This is a genomic window from Paenibacillus apis, assembly GCF_018333295.1.
Lineage (GTDB): Bacteria > Bacillota > Bacilli > Paenibacillales > Paenibacillaceae > Fontibacillus > Fontibacillus antibioticophila.
Genome location: NZ_BORS01000005.1, coordinates 154,051 through 171,101 on the forward strand (window position 1 = coordinate 154,051; position 17,051 = coordinate 171,101).

Annotated in this window: 19 protein-coding genes and 1 riboswitch; all 19 genes read right to left on the reverse strand. The window is 50.1% G+C overall.

The window, feature by feature from the left end:
* Positions 1-41: 41 nt before the first annotated feature.
* On the reverse strand, positions 42-293 hold the full coding sequence (locus tag KI362_RS09110) for a DUF1146 family protein (protein WP_044481054.1): 252 nt from the start codon (positions 291-293) through the stop codon (positions 42-44).
* 376 nt (positions 294-669) lie between these two features.
* On the reverse strand, positions 670-1,080 hold the full coding sequence (locus KI362_RS09115) for a F0F1 ATP synthase subunit epsilon (protein ID WP_044481055.1): 411 nt from the start codon (positions 1,078-1,080) through the stop codon (positions 670-672).
* Between the two features lie 49 nt (positions 1,081-1,129).
* Positions 1,130-2,530: a F0F1 ATP synthase subunit beta gene (gene atpD / locus KI362_RS09120; protein ID WP_044481056.1), complete on the reverse strand. Its 1,401-nt coding sequence runs from the start codon at positions 2,528-2,530 to the stop codon at positions 1,130-1,132.
* A 98-nt stretch (positions 2,531-2,628) separates the two neighbouring features.
* Positions 2,629-3,489 carry an ATP synthase F1 subunit gamma gene (gene atpG, locus KI362_RS09125; protein WP_044481057.1) on the reverse strand — a complete coding sequence of 287 codons (861 nt, stop codon included), beginning with the start codon at positions 3,487-3,489 and terminating at the stop codon, positions 2,629-2,631.
* A 562-nt stretch (positions 3,490-4,051) separates the two neighbouring features.
* Positions 4,052-5,566, reverse strand: coding sequence for a F0F1 ATP synthase subunit alpha (gene atpA / locus KI362_RS09130; protein ID WP_301626630.1), 1,515 nt, complete (start codon positions 5,564-5,566; stop codon positions 4,052-4,054).
* 15 nt (positions 5,567-5,581) lie between these two features.
* On the reverse strand, positions 5,582-6,130 hold the full coding sequence (locus KI362_RS09135) for a F0F1 ATP synthase subunit delta (RefSeq protein WP_301626631.1): 549 nt from the start codon (positions 6,128-6,130) through the stop codon (positions 5,582-5,584).
* Positions 6,127-6,618, reverse strand: coding sequence for a F0F1 ATP synthase subunit B (gene atpF, locus KI362_RS09140; protein WP_044481061.1), 492 nt, complete (start codon positions 6,616-6,618; stop codon positions 6,127-6,129). The genes KI362_RS09135 and atpF overlap by 4 nt, the downstream gene beginning before the upstream one ends.
* Before the next feature lie 110 nt (positions 6,619-6,728).
* Positions 6,729-6,941: a F0F1 ATP synthase subunit C gene (gene atpE / locus KI362_RS09145; protein ID WP_044481062.1), complete on the reverse strand. Its 213-nt coding sequence runs from the start codon at positions 6,939-6,941 to the stop codon at positions 6,729-6,731.
* Positions 6,942-7,033: 92 nt separating this feature from the next.
* Positions 7,034-7,804: a F0F1 ATP synthase subunit A gene (gene atpB, locus KI362_RS09150; protein WP_301626633.1), complete on the reverse strand. Its 771-nt coding sequence runs from the start codon at positions 7,802-7,804 to the stop codon at positions 7,034-7,036.
* Between the two features lie 34 nt (positions 7,805-7,838).
* A complete protein-coding gene (locus tag KI362_RS09155) occupies positions 7,839-8,216 on the reverse strand; it encodes an ATP synthase subunit I (protein ID WP_044481064.1) in 378 nt (125 codons plus the stop codon).
* Complete coding sequence (locus KI362_RS09160; protein WP_044481065.1) at positions 8,209-8,442, reverse strand: hypothetical protein; 234 nt, start codon at positions 8,440-8,442, stop codon at positions 8,209-8,211. Before KI362_RS09160 ends, KI362_RS09155 begins: the two co-directional genes overlap by 8 nt.
* A gap of 153 nt (positions 8,443-8,595) precedes the next feature.
* Positions 8,596-9,750: a non-hydrolyzing UDP-N-acetylglucosamine 2-epimerase gene (gene wecB / locus KI362_RS09165; protein WP_044481620.1), complete on the reverse strand. Its 1,155-nt coding sequence runs from the start codon at positions 9,748-9,750 to the stop codon at positions 8,596-8,598.
* 34 nt (positions 9,751-9,784) lie between these two features.
* Complete coding sequence (gene upp, locus KI362_RS09170; protein ID WP_044481066.1) at positions 9,785-10,414, reverse strand: uracil phosphoribosyltransferase; 630 nt, start codon at positions 10,412-10,414, stop codon at positions 9,785-9,787.
* 353 nt (positions 10,415-10,767) lie between these two features.
* Positions 10,768-11,406 (reverse strand): GDSL-type esterase/lipase family protein, encoded by a 639-nt coding sequence (locus KI362_RS09175; RefSeq protein ID WP_301626638.1) that lies wholly within the window; start codon positions 11,404-11,406, stop codon positions 10,768-10,770.
* Between the two features lie 196 nt (positions 11,407-11,602).
* Entirely contained in the window at positions 11,603-12,853 is a 1,251-nt protein-coding gene (gene glyA / locus KI362_RS09180; protein WP_044481069.1) for a serine hydroxymethyltransferase, read from the reverse strand.
* A 30-nt stretch (positions 12,854-12,883) separates the two neighbouring features.
* On the reverse strand, positions 12,884-13,486 hold the full coding sequence (locus KI362_RS09185; RefSeq protein WP_301626641.1) for a TIGR01440 family protein: 603 nt from the start codon (positions 13,484-13,486) through the stop codon (positions 12,884-12,886).
* Positions 13,487-13,591: 105 nt separating this feature from the next.
* A riboswitch (ZMP/ZTP riboswitch) is annotated at positions 13,592-13,675 on the reverse strand.
* A 60-nt stretch (positions 13,676-13,735) separates the two neighbouring features.
* Positions 13,736-14,200 carry a low molecular weight protein arginine phosphatase gene (locus KI362_RS09190; protein ID WP_301626643.1) on the reverse strand — a complete coding sequence of 155 codons (465 nt, stop codon included), beginning with the start codon at positions 14,198-14,200 and terminating at the stop codon, positions 13,736-13,738.
* 33 nt (positions 14,201-14,233) lie between these two features.
* The gene (locus KI362_RS09195; RefSeq protein WP_044481071.1) at positions 14,234-14,794 is read right to left on the reverse strand and encodes a manganese efflux pump MntP; all 561 of its coding nucleotides are present in this window, start codon (positions 14,792-14,794) and stop codon (positions 14,234-14,236) included.
* 155 nt (positions 14,795-14,949) lie between these two features.
* Positions 14,950-16,995: a Na+/H+ antiporter gene (locus tag KI362_RS09200; RefSeq protein WP_301626646.1), complete on the reverse strand. Its 2,046-nt coding sequence runs from the start codon at positions 16,993-16,995 to the stop codon at positions 14,950-14,952.
* Positions 16,996-17,051: the final 56 nt, after the last annotated feature.

Here is a 17,051-nt window from a genome sequence, read left to right on the forward strand (position 1 = left end):
GTGCTAGTGGTCTACACCACCTTTAACCAATCAGCCATCCATTAAAACAGATATCGCAGCATCTGCGTGTATCCAAGGTAATCAAGTACAAAGGAGGCCACAAAGCGACCCAGCGCTACCGCCAGCAATAATTGAAGCAGCTTTCCTTGCGGTCCCTTGGGATGACGGATTACCAGATCCAGCTTCAGGCCCTGAAGCGACCACCAGGCGATTGCTACACATACCAGCGATACGAGTATAGCCGTAAGACCGCTCACCCCAACAGACGCAGGAACAGTATCGACCGGACTCACATGACTTTCCTCCCTGTCACGTTATATTTATGCCGCAGATACCCAAACGGTTAATATAACGCATTTAAAATATATCGGAATTATTGCAGGTAAAATATAGACCTTATATATCATACTTGGCAACGTGATAATAATCCAGTGTTTCTTTCGCTTGCAAAGGCTTCCAATTTCAATTATTGTCTATCTTGATGCTTTGGAACTACTCGCAAAGGTAGTAACGTGGAAAAAAATCACTTCTAAAGATACAGATAAATCATTCTTAATATGTTCGTTATGAAGCCGGGTAATTCCTGCCTGCGAAAATACAAAAAGCCGGACACCGATGAAGGCGTCCGGCTTTGAAGGATTCCGCCGACTCAAAGGTATGGTTGCCGCACTATTCCTTTGAACGGCTTGATACGTTGATCCGTGTAATGGCTCTTTGCAGCGAAAGCTCTGCACGGCGATGATCAATACGGTCACGCGCCCCTGCATGGAGTCTGCGTTCAGCGCGTTCACGCGCAGCAAGAGCTCGATCAATGTCGATTTCCTGCGGCATTTCAGCGCTTTCTGCAAGCACGATCACCTTATTGCCCTGAACCTCGACAAATCCGCCATGAACAGCCACCGGCAAGATTTTCCCTTCCATCCGGATCGTGATCGGCGCAACCTGCAAAGGCGTTACAAATGGAATATGTCCCGGCAGGATGCCGAGCTCCCCCTCGATGCCGCGTACGCTCAGGCTGCTCACCTGCTCGGAGAACACGACATGCTCAGGCGTAACTATTTCCAATAAAAAGGTGCTCACCTTCATCCCTCCTGTTCGTGGGACGTTCATTACTGAAGCATCCGTCTACTTACAGCGATTTCGCCTTTTCAACAGCTTCTTCAATGGTGCCTACGAAGAGGAAGGCCGCTTCCGGAAGGTTGTCATGCTTGCCGTCCAGAATTTCCTTGAAGCTGCGAACCGTTTCAGAAATCGGTACATATTTACCCTTGATTCCAGTGAACTGTTCCGCAACGTTGAACGGTTGCGAGAGGAAGCGTTCAATCTTCCGGGCACGGGCCACGAGAATCTTGTCGTCCTCAGACAATTCATCCATACCGAGAATCGCGATAATATCCTGGAGCTCTTTATAGCGGGCCAGTAGTTGCTTAACCCCTTGAGCTACATTGTAATGCTCCTCGCCCACAATTTCCGGCGTCAAAATCCGGGAACTGGATGCCAACGGATCCACCGCAGGGAAAATCCCCTTCTCGGAAATTTTACGCTCCAGGTTTGTGGTTGCATCCAAGTGAGCAAATGTGGTTGCAGGCGCCGGGTCAGTATAGTCATCCGCAGGCACATAGATGGCTTGAATGGAAGTAACCGAACCCTTTTTCGTCGAGGTGATCCGTTCCTGCAATTGACCCATTTCCGTTGCCAGTGTAGGCTGATAACCTACCGCGGAAGGCATCCGGCCGAGCAAAGCGGAAACTTCGGAACCCGCTTGAGTAAAGCGGAAAATGTTGTCGATAAACAGAAGCACATCACGGCCTTCTTGATCGCGGAAATATTCCGCCATCGTCAGACCCGTCAGCGCAACGCGAAGACGCGCACCCGGAGGCTCGTTCATCTGTCCGAACACCATCGCCGTCTTGGCAATAACGCCCGATTCAGTCATTTCCATGTACAAGTCGTTCCCCTCACGGGTACGCTCGCCTACCCCGGCAAATACGGAGATACCGCCGTGTTCTTGGGCAATGTTATGAATCAATTCCTGAATGGTTACGGTTTTACCTACGCCGGCACCGCCGAAGAGACCGATTTTACCGCCCTTGGCATAAGGAGCGAGCAGGTCAATAACCTTAATCCCGGTTTCAAGAATTTCAGCTTGTGTCGACAAATCCTCGAATTTAGGAGGCTCACGGTGAATCGGATTACGGATCGCGCCTTCCACTTGTCCCTTATTGTCGATTGCTTCACCAAGCACGTTAAATACCCGGCTCAGTGTAACTTCACCTACAGGAACAGAAATTGGAGCACCAAGATCCTCCGCCTCAGTCCCGCGTACAAGTCCGTCTGTAGAGGACATAGCAATACAGCGGACGAGGTTATCGCCAAGATGATTGGACGCTTCCAAAATCAGGTCGCCCGAATCATCCTGCGCGTTCTGCTTCACAATTCTAATGGCGTTGAAAATTTCCGGCAATTGACCACGGTCAAATTCCACGTCAACAACCGGACCCATTACGCTAACAACGCGTCCCTTGTTCATCTAATGTTCCCTCCTAATAGTTTTGCGGACATTTCAATCATGCAGGTACATTAGCGAATCGAACTTCGCCTGTCCTGCACCTCCGCAAACTTTCATCCTCAGCTCTGTGCGTTTGCACCTGCGACAATTTCCGTGATTTCTTGGGTAATAGCCGCTTGACGCGCCCGGTTAAATGTCAGAGTGAGTTGATTGATCATTTCCGATGCATTTTTCGTTGCGCTGCCCATTGCGGTCATTTTCGCGCCAAGCTCACTTGCTTTACCTTCCAGCAAAGCACTAAAGATCAAAGTCTCGGCATATTTCGGCAGCAGCATCTCTAATACGCGTTCCGGTGATGGTTCGTATTCGTATTCTGCTGTCGCACCCTCAGACTCTACTTTGTCAAAAGGAAGCAGGCGGTCAACCGTCGGTTTTTGTGAAATAGCGTTAATGAATTTGCTGTAGCAAATGAACACCTCGTCATATTCCCCGATCTCAAATCCCTGTACAGCGCTATACGCTAAAGACTTAATATCGGAAAATTTCGGAGAGTCTGATAGGTCGGTAACAGAATGCACAACCGGTTGATTGCGCCGGCTCAAATAGTCCCGGCCCTTGCGCCCGATCACGAACAGACCGTATTCCTCGGTAGAAGCATGCTTCGCCTTGAGTGTATCCATGACTGCACGGAGCAAGTTGGCATTGTATCCGCCGACCAATCCGCCATCGGATGTAATGACGATATAAGCCGTGCGTTTCACCGGACGCGATACCAGCATCGGATGGGAAATCTCCTCGCTCCCAGACGCGATGCTCGACACTACTTCCTTCAGCTTCTCCTTGTAAGGACGGGAGGCCTGCGCCTTCTCTTGCGCCTTTCTCAGTTTGGCTGAAGCAACCATCTCCATCGCTTTCGTGATCTGCCGGGTGTTTTGGACACTCTTGATTTGGCGTTTTATTTCGCGGATCCCTTTTGCCATAATTTCACCACCTCAAAACTTTGGCGGAGCCAAAGTTACTTCGAAAGCATAAACCTAAGTTTTGGCGAAGCCAAAACTACTTCGTAAGCATAAGCTTAACTTTGGCGGAGCCAAAGTTACTTCGAAAGCATTACTTGGTTTTAAACATCTATCTTCGATCTGACAGCAGCACGATTCGACTGATTTCGGAAAGCCTCAGCCCCATTCGTTTATTAGCCAAAACCAAAATAAGTGTACAAACATCAACTAAAAAGCGACATATGCGCAATAATACTGATTTAGGTGTAGAGATCGCACTTAAACCCTTCAAAAAACACCCTTTGACGTCTTTCGCAAAGGAATAAGTGCATAACAGTCAACTAACCATCGACCTTCACGCTCTAAACTCAATTTAGTTGTAGAAATAGCACTTAGAGCAGTCTATGCTACTGAACGGGCCGCAATAGCGAATTCGAGGGTTCAGGTCCGTTGCGTATTCCGCAACATTCCTAATCCTCATGTTGTCAGACCATCTGCTTATAACCGGCCTCCGGCACAAGAGCCAGAGCCGGTTAAGCCTGTATTATACAGAGGCTGCAAAGCCTTTTTTGAATTTCTCAATAACTTCCTTCAGCAACGCTTCGTTATCCGCAGTCAGATCCTTGGTGTCACGGATCGATTGGAGAACTTCGGCATGTTGACTCTTCACGAAGGAGAGGAACTCGGCTTCAAAACGACGCACGTCTTTCAGCGCGATATCATCAAGATAGCCCTTAACTGCCGTGTACAAGCTCACAACCTGCTCTTCGACAGCCAGCGGCTGGTTCACGCCTTGCTTCAGGATTTCCATCATCCGGGAACCGCGAGTCAGACGAGCTTGCGTCGACTTATCGAGGTCGGAACCGAATTGAGAGAACGCTTGAAGCTCGCGGTATTGAGCAAGATCCAGACGGAGGGTACCGGCAACCTTCTTCATGGCCTTAATCTGCGCGGAGCCGCCTACCCGAGATACGGAAATACCAACGTTGACCGCCGGACGTTGACCGGAATAGAACAGATCGGACTCCAGGAAGATCTGTCCGTCCGTAATCGAGATTACGTTCGTTGGGATATAAGCCGAGACGTCCGAAGCCTGGGTTTCGATAAATGGAAGCGCGGTGATTGAGCCGCCACCCAATTCATCACTAAGCTTCGCTGCACGTTCCAGCAAACGGGAATGCAGATAGAATACGTCGCCTGGATATGCTTCGCGGCCCGGAGGACGACGGAGGAGCAGGGACAATTCCCGATATGCCGCAGCTTGCTTGGTCAAGTCATCATAAATGATGAGGACATGCTCGCCTTTATACATGAAATACTCGGCCATAGCTACGCCGGCGTATGGAGCGATGTACAAGAGCGGCGAAGGCTCCGATGCGGCAGCCGTAACGACAATCGTGTAATCAAGCGCGCCATGACGACGCAATGTCTCTACTACATTAACAACGGTAGATTGCTTTTGTCCGATCGCGACATAAATACATTTTACGCCATTGCCTTTTTGGTTGATGATCGTATCGATTGCAATCGCAGTTTTACCGGTTTGACGGTCGCCGATAATGAGCTCGCGTTGGCCGCGGCCGATCGGAACCATCGAGTCAATCGCTTTGATCCCGGTCTGCATCGGCTCATGTACCGATTTACGTTCGATAACGCCAGGAGCGTTATTCTCTACAGGACGGAATTCAGTTGTTGCAATTGGGCCTTTCCCATCCACAGGCTGACCCAATGGATTGACAACGCGGCCGAGCAGGGCTTCACCTACAGGAACCTGCATGATTTGCCCCGTGCGTTTCACTTGGTCTCCTTCACGGATTCCGCTGTATGGACCCAGGATAACGACGCCCACATTGCTCTCTTCCAGGTTCAGCGCAAGGCCAAACACGCCATTATCAAACTCAAGAAGCTCGTTTGCCATGGCGTTTTCAAGTCCGTGGACACGGGCAATCCCGTCACCAACGTGGATAACGGTGCCGACTTCGGCCACTTCAATTTCGGATTTATACTGTTCGATCTGACTTTTAATCAGTGTACTGATCTCTTCAGGTTTGATACTCAAGTGTTTCACCCCTATCTACAGTGCTTGTCTTCGAAAAGACTTTTCAAGCCGTTCAAGCTTGCCGGACAAACTTCCATCGTACAGCGTATCGCCAATTCTCACCTTGATGCCGCCAAGCAGATTTTTATCGACATTGTTCTGAATCCGAACCTTCTTGTGAATCAATTGTCCAAATTCGGCAGCAAATGTCGCCTGCTCCTGCTCACTAAGCGGATAAACACTTGTTACAAGCGCATCCACCCGTCCCAGCTTCTCTCCGGCAATCTTGGTATAGCTGTACAATAGCTCAGGTAAAATCGCAATTCTGCCACGGTCAATAAGCAATTTGGCGAGCGAAATGACTGTCTCGGACAGTTTACCCTCCAGCCCGCTGCGAATGACATCCCATTTGGCTGCCGAAGAAATATTCGGACTAAGGATGAACTGCTCAATTTCGTGATCTTCGTGCAAGGTTTGCACAAGAGCCTGAAGCTCCTGCTCCACTTCGACCGTACGTTGATCCTGTTCGGCGATTTCATATAGCGCCTTCGCGTATCTTCCGGCAACTACTGTCTCCCGACTCATGATCTGCTACCTACTTCTTTGAGATATTGATCAACGAGCTTCTCTTGATCGGCAGGATTATTCTCAACCTCACGTTCGATCAGCTTGGAAGCAATATTGACGGAGAAGGCTCCAATCTCACCGCGAAGAGCGTCAACCGCCTTGGTTCTTTCGCTCTCAATATCCCGGATAGCTTCTTCCTTCATCCTTGTAGCATCTGCTTTGGCCTGATCCAGCAGATCAAGCGCCTGCTTGCTGCTGCTTTGCTTGGCCTGTTCGATAATCTCGAAGGCATCTTGACGGGCCTGCTTCAGAGCTTCCTTCTGCTCTTCCACATACACTGTAGCCTGTTCTCTGGTCTGCTTCGCTTCCTCCAATTGGCCGCGCACCAGCTCACGGCGCTTCTCCATCACTGCAAACAGCTTGCCGAAAGCGAACTTGTTCAGCAGCCAATATAAAAGTGCGAATGCAATAATCGTAATGACAATATTCTCCCAATGGATTACCACCGATGTCACTCCTTTCCGTTAGCTGCGACATGCATTTTCATCATCATGCAAAAAATTAAAAAACGAAGGCGCGGATGGCATCGGCCCTCCCCGCCAAACCGTAATCTTTATTAGGAAAACATGATCAAGAATGCAATAACTGTTGCCGCGAGCGGAACAACTTCGACGATACCTACGCCGACAAACATCGTTGTTTGAAGCTTGCTTGCTGCTTCCGGCTGACGTGCGATGGATTCAACCGTACTCTTTACAATCATACCGTTACCAATTGCCGCGCCAAGCGCACCCAAACCTACTGCCAAAGCTGCTGCCATAAATGTCATTCTAATTTCCTCCTTAGATATGTTCTTCATTATTTTTGATATAATAGACCTCTTGAAGCTTTAACCATACAATGGCCGCTTCTTGAGTGTTATCAATGACTCTCGCCTTCTTCGTGAATCGTCATCTGTCCAATGTAGACCATAGTCAGAATCGTAAAGATGTATGCCTGCAGCGCACCGACAAAGACGCTGAAGCCTTGCCATGCGGCCATAAATGGAATCCCTACAAGTCCCAGCTTCAAAATAACCGTAATAAGCACTTCACCGGCAAAGATGTTGGCGTATAACCGGATTGCCAGAGCGACCGGCTTCGCCAGGTTCTCAATGAGGTTCAGCGGAAGCAGCAACGGAAACGGCTCAACATAGTGCTTGAGGTAATGCTTCCGGTTGTTCTTCAACCCTAGATAATTCATCAAGAAAAACACAATTAATGCCAGTCCGGCTGTTACAGAAACGTCAGCGGTTGGAGATTTCCACCACAGAAGCTCTGCGTGTTCTCCATTCGCAAGATCCTTGGTCGCTTCAATCACATGCCCGAAGATCATCTCAGGCTTGTGAGCTTCCGTAATAAATCCCATTGGCAGACCGAGCAGATTGGATATAAAAATGAACAAAATCAACGTTAGACCGAGGGATACGTAAGGTTTCCCTTTCTTCAAATCCATCGTACTCCCGATGATACCTTGAACGAATTCCACAACCCATTCCATAAAATTCTGAAGTTTGCCTGGATTTTCTACAGATAGTCTTCTTGTTGCCAGTATGCAAAGCAGAAACACAAGGGTTCCACTCACAAGCAACATTAAAACTGCAGAGAGATCCAGATTGAATCCGCCAAGATTAATAATGGGCGCGTCATGCATGTGTCAATATTCACCCCTTTCCTCTCTTCAGCTATCAAGACTTGTTACGGAGTCCGATTACTATCCCTGCCGGCAAAGTTAGTAAAGGCGGTATAAACAATCCTATAATTGTAGATACAATTGAGAAATGCTCGAAGCGCACCGCAAACATCACCGCTGCCAATACCAGGCACATTCTAGTAAGAAATCCGAAACTATATCGCTTCTGCTGCTGGCTGACGACAAGATTCACCAATCCTCGCACCTTTGCAGACAGGAAACGGACATACACCAAACCAAAAACAAGACCCAAGATCAGACCGCCAAAAATCAGCCTATATGCCGGGAGAAAGGCCCACCCAATCAGCGTAGCCGATAATATCAGCAATGTAGCACGGGTTACGGCCGTGACGATGGAATTCAAATCATCCATTACGGTCCCCCATCAACTTGTAAATTAGAACAATAATATTAACCACGCCAAGAATTAATCCGGCGCTTGTCCCGACAGCGATCCAAGCCGCAGACGCCTCAAAGTGCGACACCATCCATTTTGAGACCCAAAAACCCGACATAATGTAAATTACCAGAAGTATACCGGCCCCGCTTATATAAGAGGCAATGACCCAAGGTTGAACTTCCTTATCAGATTTTCTCATTCCATGCAATCCCAACTTATTTTACTGAATGTGACGACTTTTTGTCAATGAAGGTTCATGTTGGAAATGTCCTTGCAATAACCTAAAGAAAGCGCTAAACCGTACAGTATAACTGTATGCTATGCGGGCTTGAAACACAATTTATTGTTCCTATTAATTTGTGAACTTTCTGTGAAAACTTTCCGGACGCTCGTTTATAATCCCGAAATAGTGAAGAAGCGCATTGACAATTCTTTCGGAAGCCTTTCCATCACCGTACGGGTTAGCGGCCCGACTCATAGAATTATACAACTCATTGTCTTCAAGCAACGCCTTAGTCCGCTCATAAACCATCTCCTCATCTGTGCCCACGAGCTCCAGTGTTCCCGCTTCGATCCCCTCCGGCCGTTCCGTTGTGTCACGAAGCACTAGCACAGGAACGCCAAAAGACGGCGCTTCTTCTTGTAAACCGCCGGAATCCGTAAGAATGAGGTGAGTATGCGGATAGAAATTATGCAAATCCACCACATCTAAAGGTTCAATCAATTTAATACGGGGATGACCGCCCAAGGTTTCATAAGCCGGCTCTCTGACAGCAGGGCTTAGATGAACAGGATAGCAGATAGCCACGTCCTCAAATTCATCCGCAATCCGCTTAACGGCACGGAAAATATTCATATGCGGCTCTCCCTGCGACTCCCGCCGGTGTGCAGTCATGAGAATAAGTCGCTTTCCCGCGGCCCATTCTAACACAGAATTGCTATAATTCGGCTTTACAGTATATTGAAACACATCTGTAACTGTATTGCCTGTGATAAAAATACTTGACTCTTGCTTATTCTCTTTTCTCAAATTCCCTGCAGACCAGTCTGTCGGTGCAAAATGGATATCCGCAAGAATCCCGGTCAATTGACGATTCATCTCTTCGGGATAAGGCGACAGTTTATTCCAGGTCCGCAAGCCCGCCTCTACATGGCCGACCTTGATTTGCTGCAGGAAGGCAGCATAGCTTGCCAGAAATGTAGTCAATGTATCTCCGTGCACAAGCACAATATCCGGCTTGGCCTCACGCAGTACCTTTTCCAAGCCTTCAAGCACCCGCAGGGTAATCTCGTTCAAGGTCTGATTCGGCTTCATGACATCCAGATCATAGTCCGGCACCAGCTTGAACACTTCAAGCACCTGATCCAGCATCTCGCGGTGCTGCGCAGTAACGCATACCACAGATTCAATATGCTCCGGATGCTTCTGCAGCTCTAGAATCAGCGGAGCCATCTTAATCGCTTCAGGGCGAACACCGAAGATCGTCATCACCTTAATCTTGGACAACATGGTCCCCTCCTTTAGTCAGCTTATCTGTCTGTTACTTGGTTCCATACAAACGGTCGCCCGCATCACCAAGACCAGGAATGATATATCCGTGTTCATTCAAATGATCATCCAGTGCCGCAACATAAATATCCACGTCCGGATGAACGTCGTGTACGGCCTTTACTCCCTCGGGAGCAGCAATCAGATTCATCATCTTGATCTGGGTGCAGCCGCGGTTCTTTAATGCCGTAATTGCAGCGATCGCAGATCCCCCTGTTGCCAGCATTGGATCGATCACGATCAATTCACGTTCCTGCACATCGGTCGGAAGCTTTATGTAGTATTCCACCGGCTGAAGCGTCTCCGGATCGCGGAACAATCCAACATGTCCAACCTTTGCCGCAGGAAGCAGCTTAAGGACGCCGTCAAGCATCCCCAATCCCGCCCGCAGAATCGGGATCAGACCCAGCATTCGCCCGGAAATGACCTTCGATTCGGCTTCAGCAACCGGTGTCTGCACCGTAATGGATTCAAGCGGAATTTCCCTTGTAATCTCATATGCCATCAAAGTTGCTACTTCATCCACTAGCTCACGAAAGTCCTTCGTGTTGGTTCGCATGTCACGAATAAAAGTCAGTTTGTGTTGAATCAAGGGGTGATCACATATCACCAATTTTCCCATGTTTTGTCCCTCCGGTTTTATTGCTCAGTCTTCACTTGCGGCGGCATTCCCATCCATATTCCTAAAAGCCGCCCAAATCTCGTTTATTATATCATTGTCTATATTCGATTTCCATGAACGCGGTAAGGCGAAACGTTCCATTTATAGGAACGGCGAAAATCGCCCAGAAAAAAGACGCCGCCTATGCAAGCCGCGTCTGACCGCTTATCTCAGCAATTCAAATTTGTTCATCGATGGAAGCCGGTTCATCATCCGCCCGACAGCATCCGTCAAATATTGGACGGCCTCCATTTTGACCGCTTCGTGAAAACTAAGCCTAATGCACGACAACGGAATATGCTGCTTGTTTCCTCTTACCTCAATGGAAAATAGCCCAAACGATGCAATTCCTGCGCGATCATGCGGTAACCGCGGGCATTGGGATGAACGCCGTCCAGGAAGAGCAGCTCCCGTTCGTTGCCCGCAAACGACGGATAAATATCCGCGACCCGGTAATTCCCTCCTCCGAGCCCGGAAAGAAACGAATTGTACTGACGAGCGTACACTCCCACTTCCCTTACACTCGGAAAAGGATTGTAAACCCCCACCATGCGAATAATGAATGGACGGCGCTGACCCGATTTGATCCGATACATTTCATACACGATTTGCCGCACATTTCCCTTCGTACGATTCAGCGCCTGTGCAATCCCGGAAGCCCCGGCGCCGGACCTGCCGGTCAGGGCCTTGGCGTACGGGCGCAAATCATTCGCGCCTATGGACACGGTTATTATGTCGGCCCGGTTGATCGCCGTCCGGAAAAACTGGTTATTTCGAACCATTGGCAGCAATTTATCGCTGGTTAGCCCATTGACCCCCAAATTCTCATAATTGACCGAGGTCCGCAGACGTTCTTCGGCCATCTGACGGTAAAGGGGGGCAAATCCGCCGCTCAGCCAGGCCCCTGCCCCTTTCGTCAAAGAGTCCCCGATCGCCGTATAATAGTAGCCCATCGCATCACCTCCTCCGCTCCTGCCTCTTCCTTTGAGCGCATGCATCCTGCCATGAGGAATATGCCGATTTCCGTATCACAATATCTTATGCAATAAACGATTGATAGGACAGGGGGAAATTGCGGAATCTTCATCGTGATGGGCAACAAAAAAACCGCCCGCAGATTTTTTGCGGACGGTAATTTTGGGGTTACGCTTATTCGTAGCTCAGCTCGGGATAGATCGGGAACTTATCGGTCAGCTCCGCAACCTGTCCGCGCGCTTTGGCCAATACGGCTTCATCCTTAGGATTCTTCAGCACGAGCGCGATGATCCGGCCAATCGCCTTCATCGCTTCCTCATCCATGCCTCGCGATGTCACCGCCGGTGTGCCGATCCGGATACCGCTCGTTACAAACGGGCTGGTCGGATCGAACGGAATCGCGTTCTTGTTCACGGTAATGCCGATGGAGTCGAGCACATGCTCGGCGTCTTTGCCCGTGATATTGAGATTGCGGGTATCAATGAGCATCAGATGATTGTCAGTTCCGCCGGAGACCAGATTCAGGCCCTCACCTAGAAGCGTCTCTGCCAGCGCCTTCGCATTCTTGACAACATTCTCTGCATAGGTTTTGAATGAAGGCTGCAATGCCTCACCCAGCGCAACCGCTTTGGAGGCGATCACATGCATCAGAGGCCCGCCTTGCGTGCCGGGGAACACAGCCTTATCAATAGCGGCTGCCCAAGGCTGACGGCACAGAATCATTCCTCCGCGAGGTCCGCGCAAGGTCTTGTGTGTGGTCGTCGTCACAAAGTGCGCATGCGGCACCGGGCTTGGGTGAAGTCCGGCCGCTACGAGTCCGGCAATATGCGCCATATCCACCATGAAGAGCGCACCAACCTCGTTGGCGATTTGTCCAAGCTTCTCGAAATCGATGATCCGAGGATAAGCACTCGCGCCTGCAACAATCAGGCGGGGACGATGCTTAAAGGCAGCCTTGCGGACTTCTTCATAATCGATCAGGGAGGAATCTTCCTGTACGCCATATGCAACAAAGTTATAGAGCAGGCCGGAAGCATTAACCGGGCTGCCATGAGTCAAATGTCCGCCATGAGCCAGATTCATCCCCAGGACGGTATCTCCCGGTTTAAGCGCAGCCAGATATACCGCCATATTCGCTTGGGCCCCGGAATGAGGCTGAACATTTGCATGCTCAGCGCCAAAGAGCTGCTTGGCCCGATCGCGGGCAATATCCTCAACGATATCCACATGCTCGCAGCCGCCATAGTATCTCTTGCCCGGATAGCCTTCAGCGTATTTGTTGGTCAGGACAGAGCCCATCGCTTCAATAACCGCTTCACTAACAATATTCTCGGAGGCGATCAGCTCAATGTTATTCCGCTGGCGCTTCAGCTCCAGATTCATTGCTTCCAGAACTGCAGGGTCTTGCTTTCTCAATTGATCCATCTTCTAAAATCCTCCTATATTATAAATAATTCAATCACACGTCCCGATATCCCCGGATTCGATCCGAGGCAATGCATATACCGCCCGTTCTCCGCCGATCAGCCTTGGTCTTGTCCAGGCAGCCGTCACTCGAGCCTGCCCCACGAGTCTTCGGGTTGGCCGATATGGAACAGCAACCCGCCGCAAATGCATGCCGATCAGCGTCTCTCCAATATCAATGCCGGCATCCGCTTCGATGGTATCGGCCAGACAAGGCTCAGAGCAGTGACGATAAGCGATCGCAGCCATGGAGCCGCCTGCTTTGGGAACCGGAACCGCTGCTACCTCCGTAAGCCGAAGTCGATCCAAGACCTTCCGCTCCACAACAAGCGCCCGATTCAGGTGCTCGCAGCATTGATAGGCTACGTCAAACCCATATTGCATTCTTACCATCTCTATCCCGCGATACAGGGATTCAGCGATATCCTCAGCACCTCCGGTTCCGATTCTTACTCCGGCTACCTCGCTGGTGCTTGCACCAATGACGAGCAGTTTGCCCGGTCCCAGCCTGGCGTGCACACACAGCTCCTCTACCACTTCAGCTATTTGCGCCGACAAGCCTTCCCGATCGATAACGTTGTTTGCTTCTCCCATATTCAGGCCTTCCTTTCAGGGTACTTCCCCTTATTATACCTGAAACACCAGACAAGACACGCTTCAATATGCAAAAAAGAGCATGACGCTGCAAGCTTGCGTCGTGCTCTTTGCCCAGGCGACCGGCCGTATGTCTCCGATGCTCCATCGTGGTTTGATCCACTTCCGTCGCCAGTCACATCGGAATCTCTCATTTGCTTTAGAATAAAGCATTATGCCTGTAAAAGCAACCTCTGAAAGAAGCAAAATTCAGGCTTGCCCGCCAAGCTTATCAGCAAGCTTGTCCAGCGCGGCAGCAATTTCCTCAGCCGTTCGATCATAGTCATCACGGGAGCCCCCGTAAGGATCGGAGATATCGTAGCTCTCAGCCATGCCGCTCCCATCGCTGACATATTCCTTCAGGGTATAGACCTTATCCAAAGATGTTGGAAAAGCGAATTGAATATGCTGCTTATGACTCTCTGTCAGCGTCAATATAAGATCGGCCCACTCTACCTGTTCCGAGTGAAGCTGAGTTGAAGCGAACTTGTCAACGATCCCCTTATCCCGCAATACCGCTTCTGCATGCCGCGACATGGAGGCACCCGTAGAGGCAGCTACACCAGCAGATCTAACTTCAATTTGAAGTCCGCGATCCGCGACCAGCTTGCGCATAATCCCTTCTGCCATCGGACTACGGCAAGTATTTCCCGTACAGACGAATAGAACTCGCACTCCTGTCACCCCCTGCGTTTACAGCTTATTGTATCAAAAGATAAACAGAAGACCAAACGCAAACAGGATCGCCCCTCCGGCGGCCTCTCCGTAATCACCGAACTGCTTGCCCATCTGTCTGCCCAGCCCAAGTCCCATTAGCGACATCAGCCCACCGAAGAAGCCAAAGGAAAGAACCGTCAGAATCAGGTTGCTGTGGAACATCCCCAAGGAGACCCCCACCGAAAAAGAATCGATGCTGACGCTGAGCGAGAACAAGAGCGATCCCCACAGAGAGCGATGATTAATAGAATGAAAGCCGCCTCCCTTCCATGAGCTGAGAATCATATGCAAGCCCAGCAATAGAAGAAGTCCTCCTGAGGCATATCGGGCCAAATCTCCAAGCAAAGCGCCTACATACTGACCGGCAAAAATACCTACCAGCGGCATTAGCACATGGAACAAGGCCACCATCGTACCGATCCGAAGAGCGTCAATCCGCCGCACTCCCTTCATACCGATGCCTACGCCCAGGGAAAAGGCATCCATCCCCAGTGCAATCGCCATGAGCACAATGGTTACGAGTTCACCCAGTTCTGATATGGCCTGCGTCATTTAGCCGCCCCCTGTCCGAAATTACACCTGTACAACCTTATGCGGACAAGACGGTATTCATGACAAGAATGCCCTTGAAATTATAACGCAGCTATATAAGTTGAACTAATAATTTTACGTACTGGGGCAACTTTTATAGTTCAACTTATATTAGGTTACTCCTCTTCACCGGGCTCGAGGATTCCGGCTTCCGTGTAATTGATATACTGCCGAAGCTTGTTGGCCGTGGCCCGCGTGATTCCGCCTTCCTCAAAGATCAGCTGCACTTCATCCCGCTCCGCCTGAATCGCCTTGATCTGCAGCTCATTTTTAAATTGGTCAAACATATCCTCGTTCGTATCATCCATATGCTGACCGCTTTTCACACCTGAACGAAGACGATCCACCATGTCCTGATATTGGGAAGCAACGATCATGACCGCCTGGCGGTTGGTGTCATTCATTTGGGACTTTACTACAGCAAGTGCCGCACTCGCCGTTCGAAGCCTGATCGAAGCAAATTTCTCCTTCTTATCCATCGGAATCTGCTCCCTCTTCTTGACCGATAATTGTCCCTTGAATAAACGTTGAAGACGGAACAAGGTAACCATTGCCTTCATCTTAAAGCCGCTGGATAATACGACCTCCATCTGACTCATGACTTCCTGGATCTGACCCGCCAGTTCTCCGGATACTTCTCCCTGCTCCAGCATCTTCTGGAGTTCTTGGCGCTCCGCCTGTATGGCGGCAAATCGAATCTTCATGATGGACTCATTGCGCGAGCGGTCAGACCAATCCTCCGTATTCTGACTCTGCTGCAGATGATACAGCTGTCGGCGGTAGTTGCTGATTACCTCTCTAGCAGCCCGGCCGTTCTCTTCATTAACGGCACCCTCGACTGCACGGATCCCCGCCTTGAGCATGCGCAGTCTGGCCTCGTGTTCGCGCTCCGCTGAATGATCAACGTCATCTCCCTGTTCGCGGGAAAGCAAGGGCAACAGAACGCTCGCCACGACCAAGGAGCAAAGAATGACACCGGCAGCCAAGAAGATAATCAGGTCTCTTTCTGGAAAGGCACTGCCGTCTTGCAATAAGAATGGGATAGAGAAGGCCGCGGCAAGCGTGACCGCACCGCGAACTCCGGATAACGAGATCAGCAGCGAGGACATCAGCTTCGGCCGCTCCAGATCCTCACCGCTGCCCATCAGCCAGGAGCCCCGCCAGAAGACAAACACCCAGATGAAGCGGAGCAGAAGCAAGCCGAGGTAGATTAGGCCAATAAATCCTAGAACCTGCAGATTGCTATATTCGGGATTGTGAAAAATCGTCTGGGTTGCACTTGGAATTTCCAAGCCCAGAATCACAAAGACCAGACCGTTTAATATGTACAGAATGACGGTCCACGTATTTTGTGACACCACGCGCAGCTCAGCCTGCACCGATTCGTTCCGGTCCCGTTCAATGGCATGCACGATCCCGCCGGCTACAACGGCCAGAATGCCTGACAAGCCAAGCTCCTCTGTGATCAAGTAAATGAGGAACGGCGTCAGAATCTGAATCAGCATATGAACGGTCACATCCTCCATCCCAAGCCGGCGAATAAACATTCTGACCCACACGATCAGGAAGGCAAGCACCGCACCGCAGAGAAGTCCTCCCAGCGCGATCCACAGAAAGCTGACGGCAGCATCTGCAAGGGAAAAGACGCCTGTGACGGTAGCAGCCACTGCAAATTTAAAGGCAACGAGCCCGGAAGCATCGTTCATCAGTGATTCGCCCTCCAGAAGGCGCAAAATCCCCTTCGGAAGATGAATCCTGCCAGCAAGTGAGCTTACAGCCACCGCATCTGTTGGAGACAGGATGGCTGCAAGCGCAAAGGCGGCAGGCAAAGGGATACTTGGGATCAGCCAGTGGATGAAATACCCGCCAGCGAACACCGTTACAAACACCAGACCAAGCGCAAGCAGAAGGATGGGAGAGCGCAGGTTCCACAGTTCTTCTCTTGGTGTTTTTTTGCCGTCATTATAGAGCAGCGGAGCAATGAACAGCAGCAGGAACAACTCCGAGTTCAGGGGCAGATGCAGACCTAGAGGCATAATTGCAGCCAGCGTCCCTAATATTATTTGAAAGAGCGGTACCGGTATCGTAGGGATAAACCGGTTCAGCACGTTGGAGACACCGATAAGCACCAGCATAAGCAGAACAAGCTCAAACATTTCCAAGACCAACACCTCCAGCCAATCATCTATATATAAGTTGAACTACTGAATTTTACGTT

Bases quoted from the DNA above. Each gene is read 5' to 3' on its own strand.
- atpE (WP_044481062.1), bottom strand. From the start codon at position 6,941: ATGACATTTATGGCAGCAGCTTTGGCAGTAGGTTTGGGTGCGCTTGGC.
- KI362_RS09185 (WP_301626641.1), bottom strand. From the start codon at position 13,486: ATGGGAGAAGCAAACAACGTTATCGATCGGGAAGGCTTGTCGGCGCAA.
- KI362_RS09135 (WP_301626631.1), bottom strand. From the start codon at position 6,130: ATGAGTCGGGAGACAGTAGTTGCCGGAAGATACGCGAAGGCGCTATAT.
- atpB (WP_301626633.1), bottom strand. From the start codon at position 7,804: ATGCATGACGCGCCCATTATTAATCTTGGCGGATTCAATCTGGATCTC.
- glyA (WP_044481069.1), bottom strand. From the start codon at position 12,853: ATGGATCAATTGAGAAAGCAAGACCCTGCAGTTCTGGAAGCAATGAAT.
- atpG (WP_044481057.1), bottom strand. From the start codon at position 3,489: ATGGCAAAAGGGATCCGCGAAATAAAACGCCAAATCAAGAGTGTCCAA.
- upp (WP_044481066.1), bottom strand. From the start codon at position 10,414: ATGGGAAAATTGGTGATATGTGATCACCCCTTGATTCAACACAAACTG.
- KI362_RS09195 (WP_044481071.1), bottom strand. From the start codon at position 14,794: ATGACGCAGGCCATATCAGAACTGGGTGAACTCGTAACCATTGTGCTC.
- KI362_RS09175 (WP_301626638.1), bottom strand. From the start codon at position 11,406: ATGGGCTACTATTATACGGCGATCGGGGACTCTTTGACGAAAGGGGCA.
- atpD (WP_044481056.1), bottom strand. From the start codon at position 2,530: ATGAACAAGGGACGCGTTGTTAGCGTAATGGGTCCGGTTGTTGACGTG.
- KI362_RS09155 (WP_044481064.1), bottom strand. From the start codon at position 8,216: ATGGATGATTTGAATTCCATCGTCACGGCCGTAACCCGTGCTACATTG.
- KI362_RS09160 (WP_044481065.1), bottom strand. From the start codon at position 8,442: ATGAGAAAATCTGATAAGGAAGTTCAACCTTGGGTCATTGCCTCTTAT.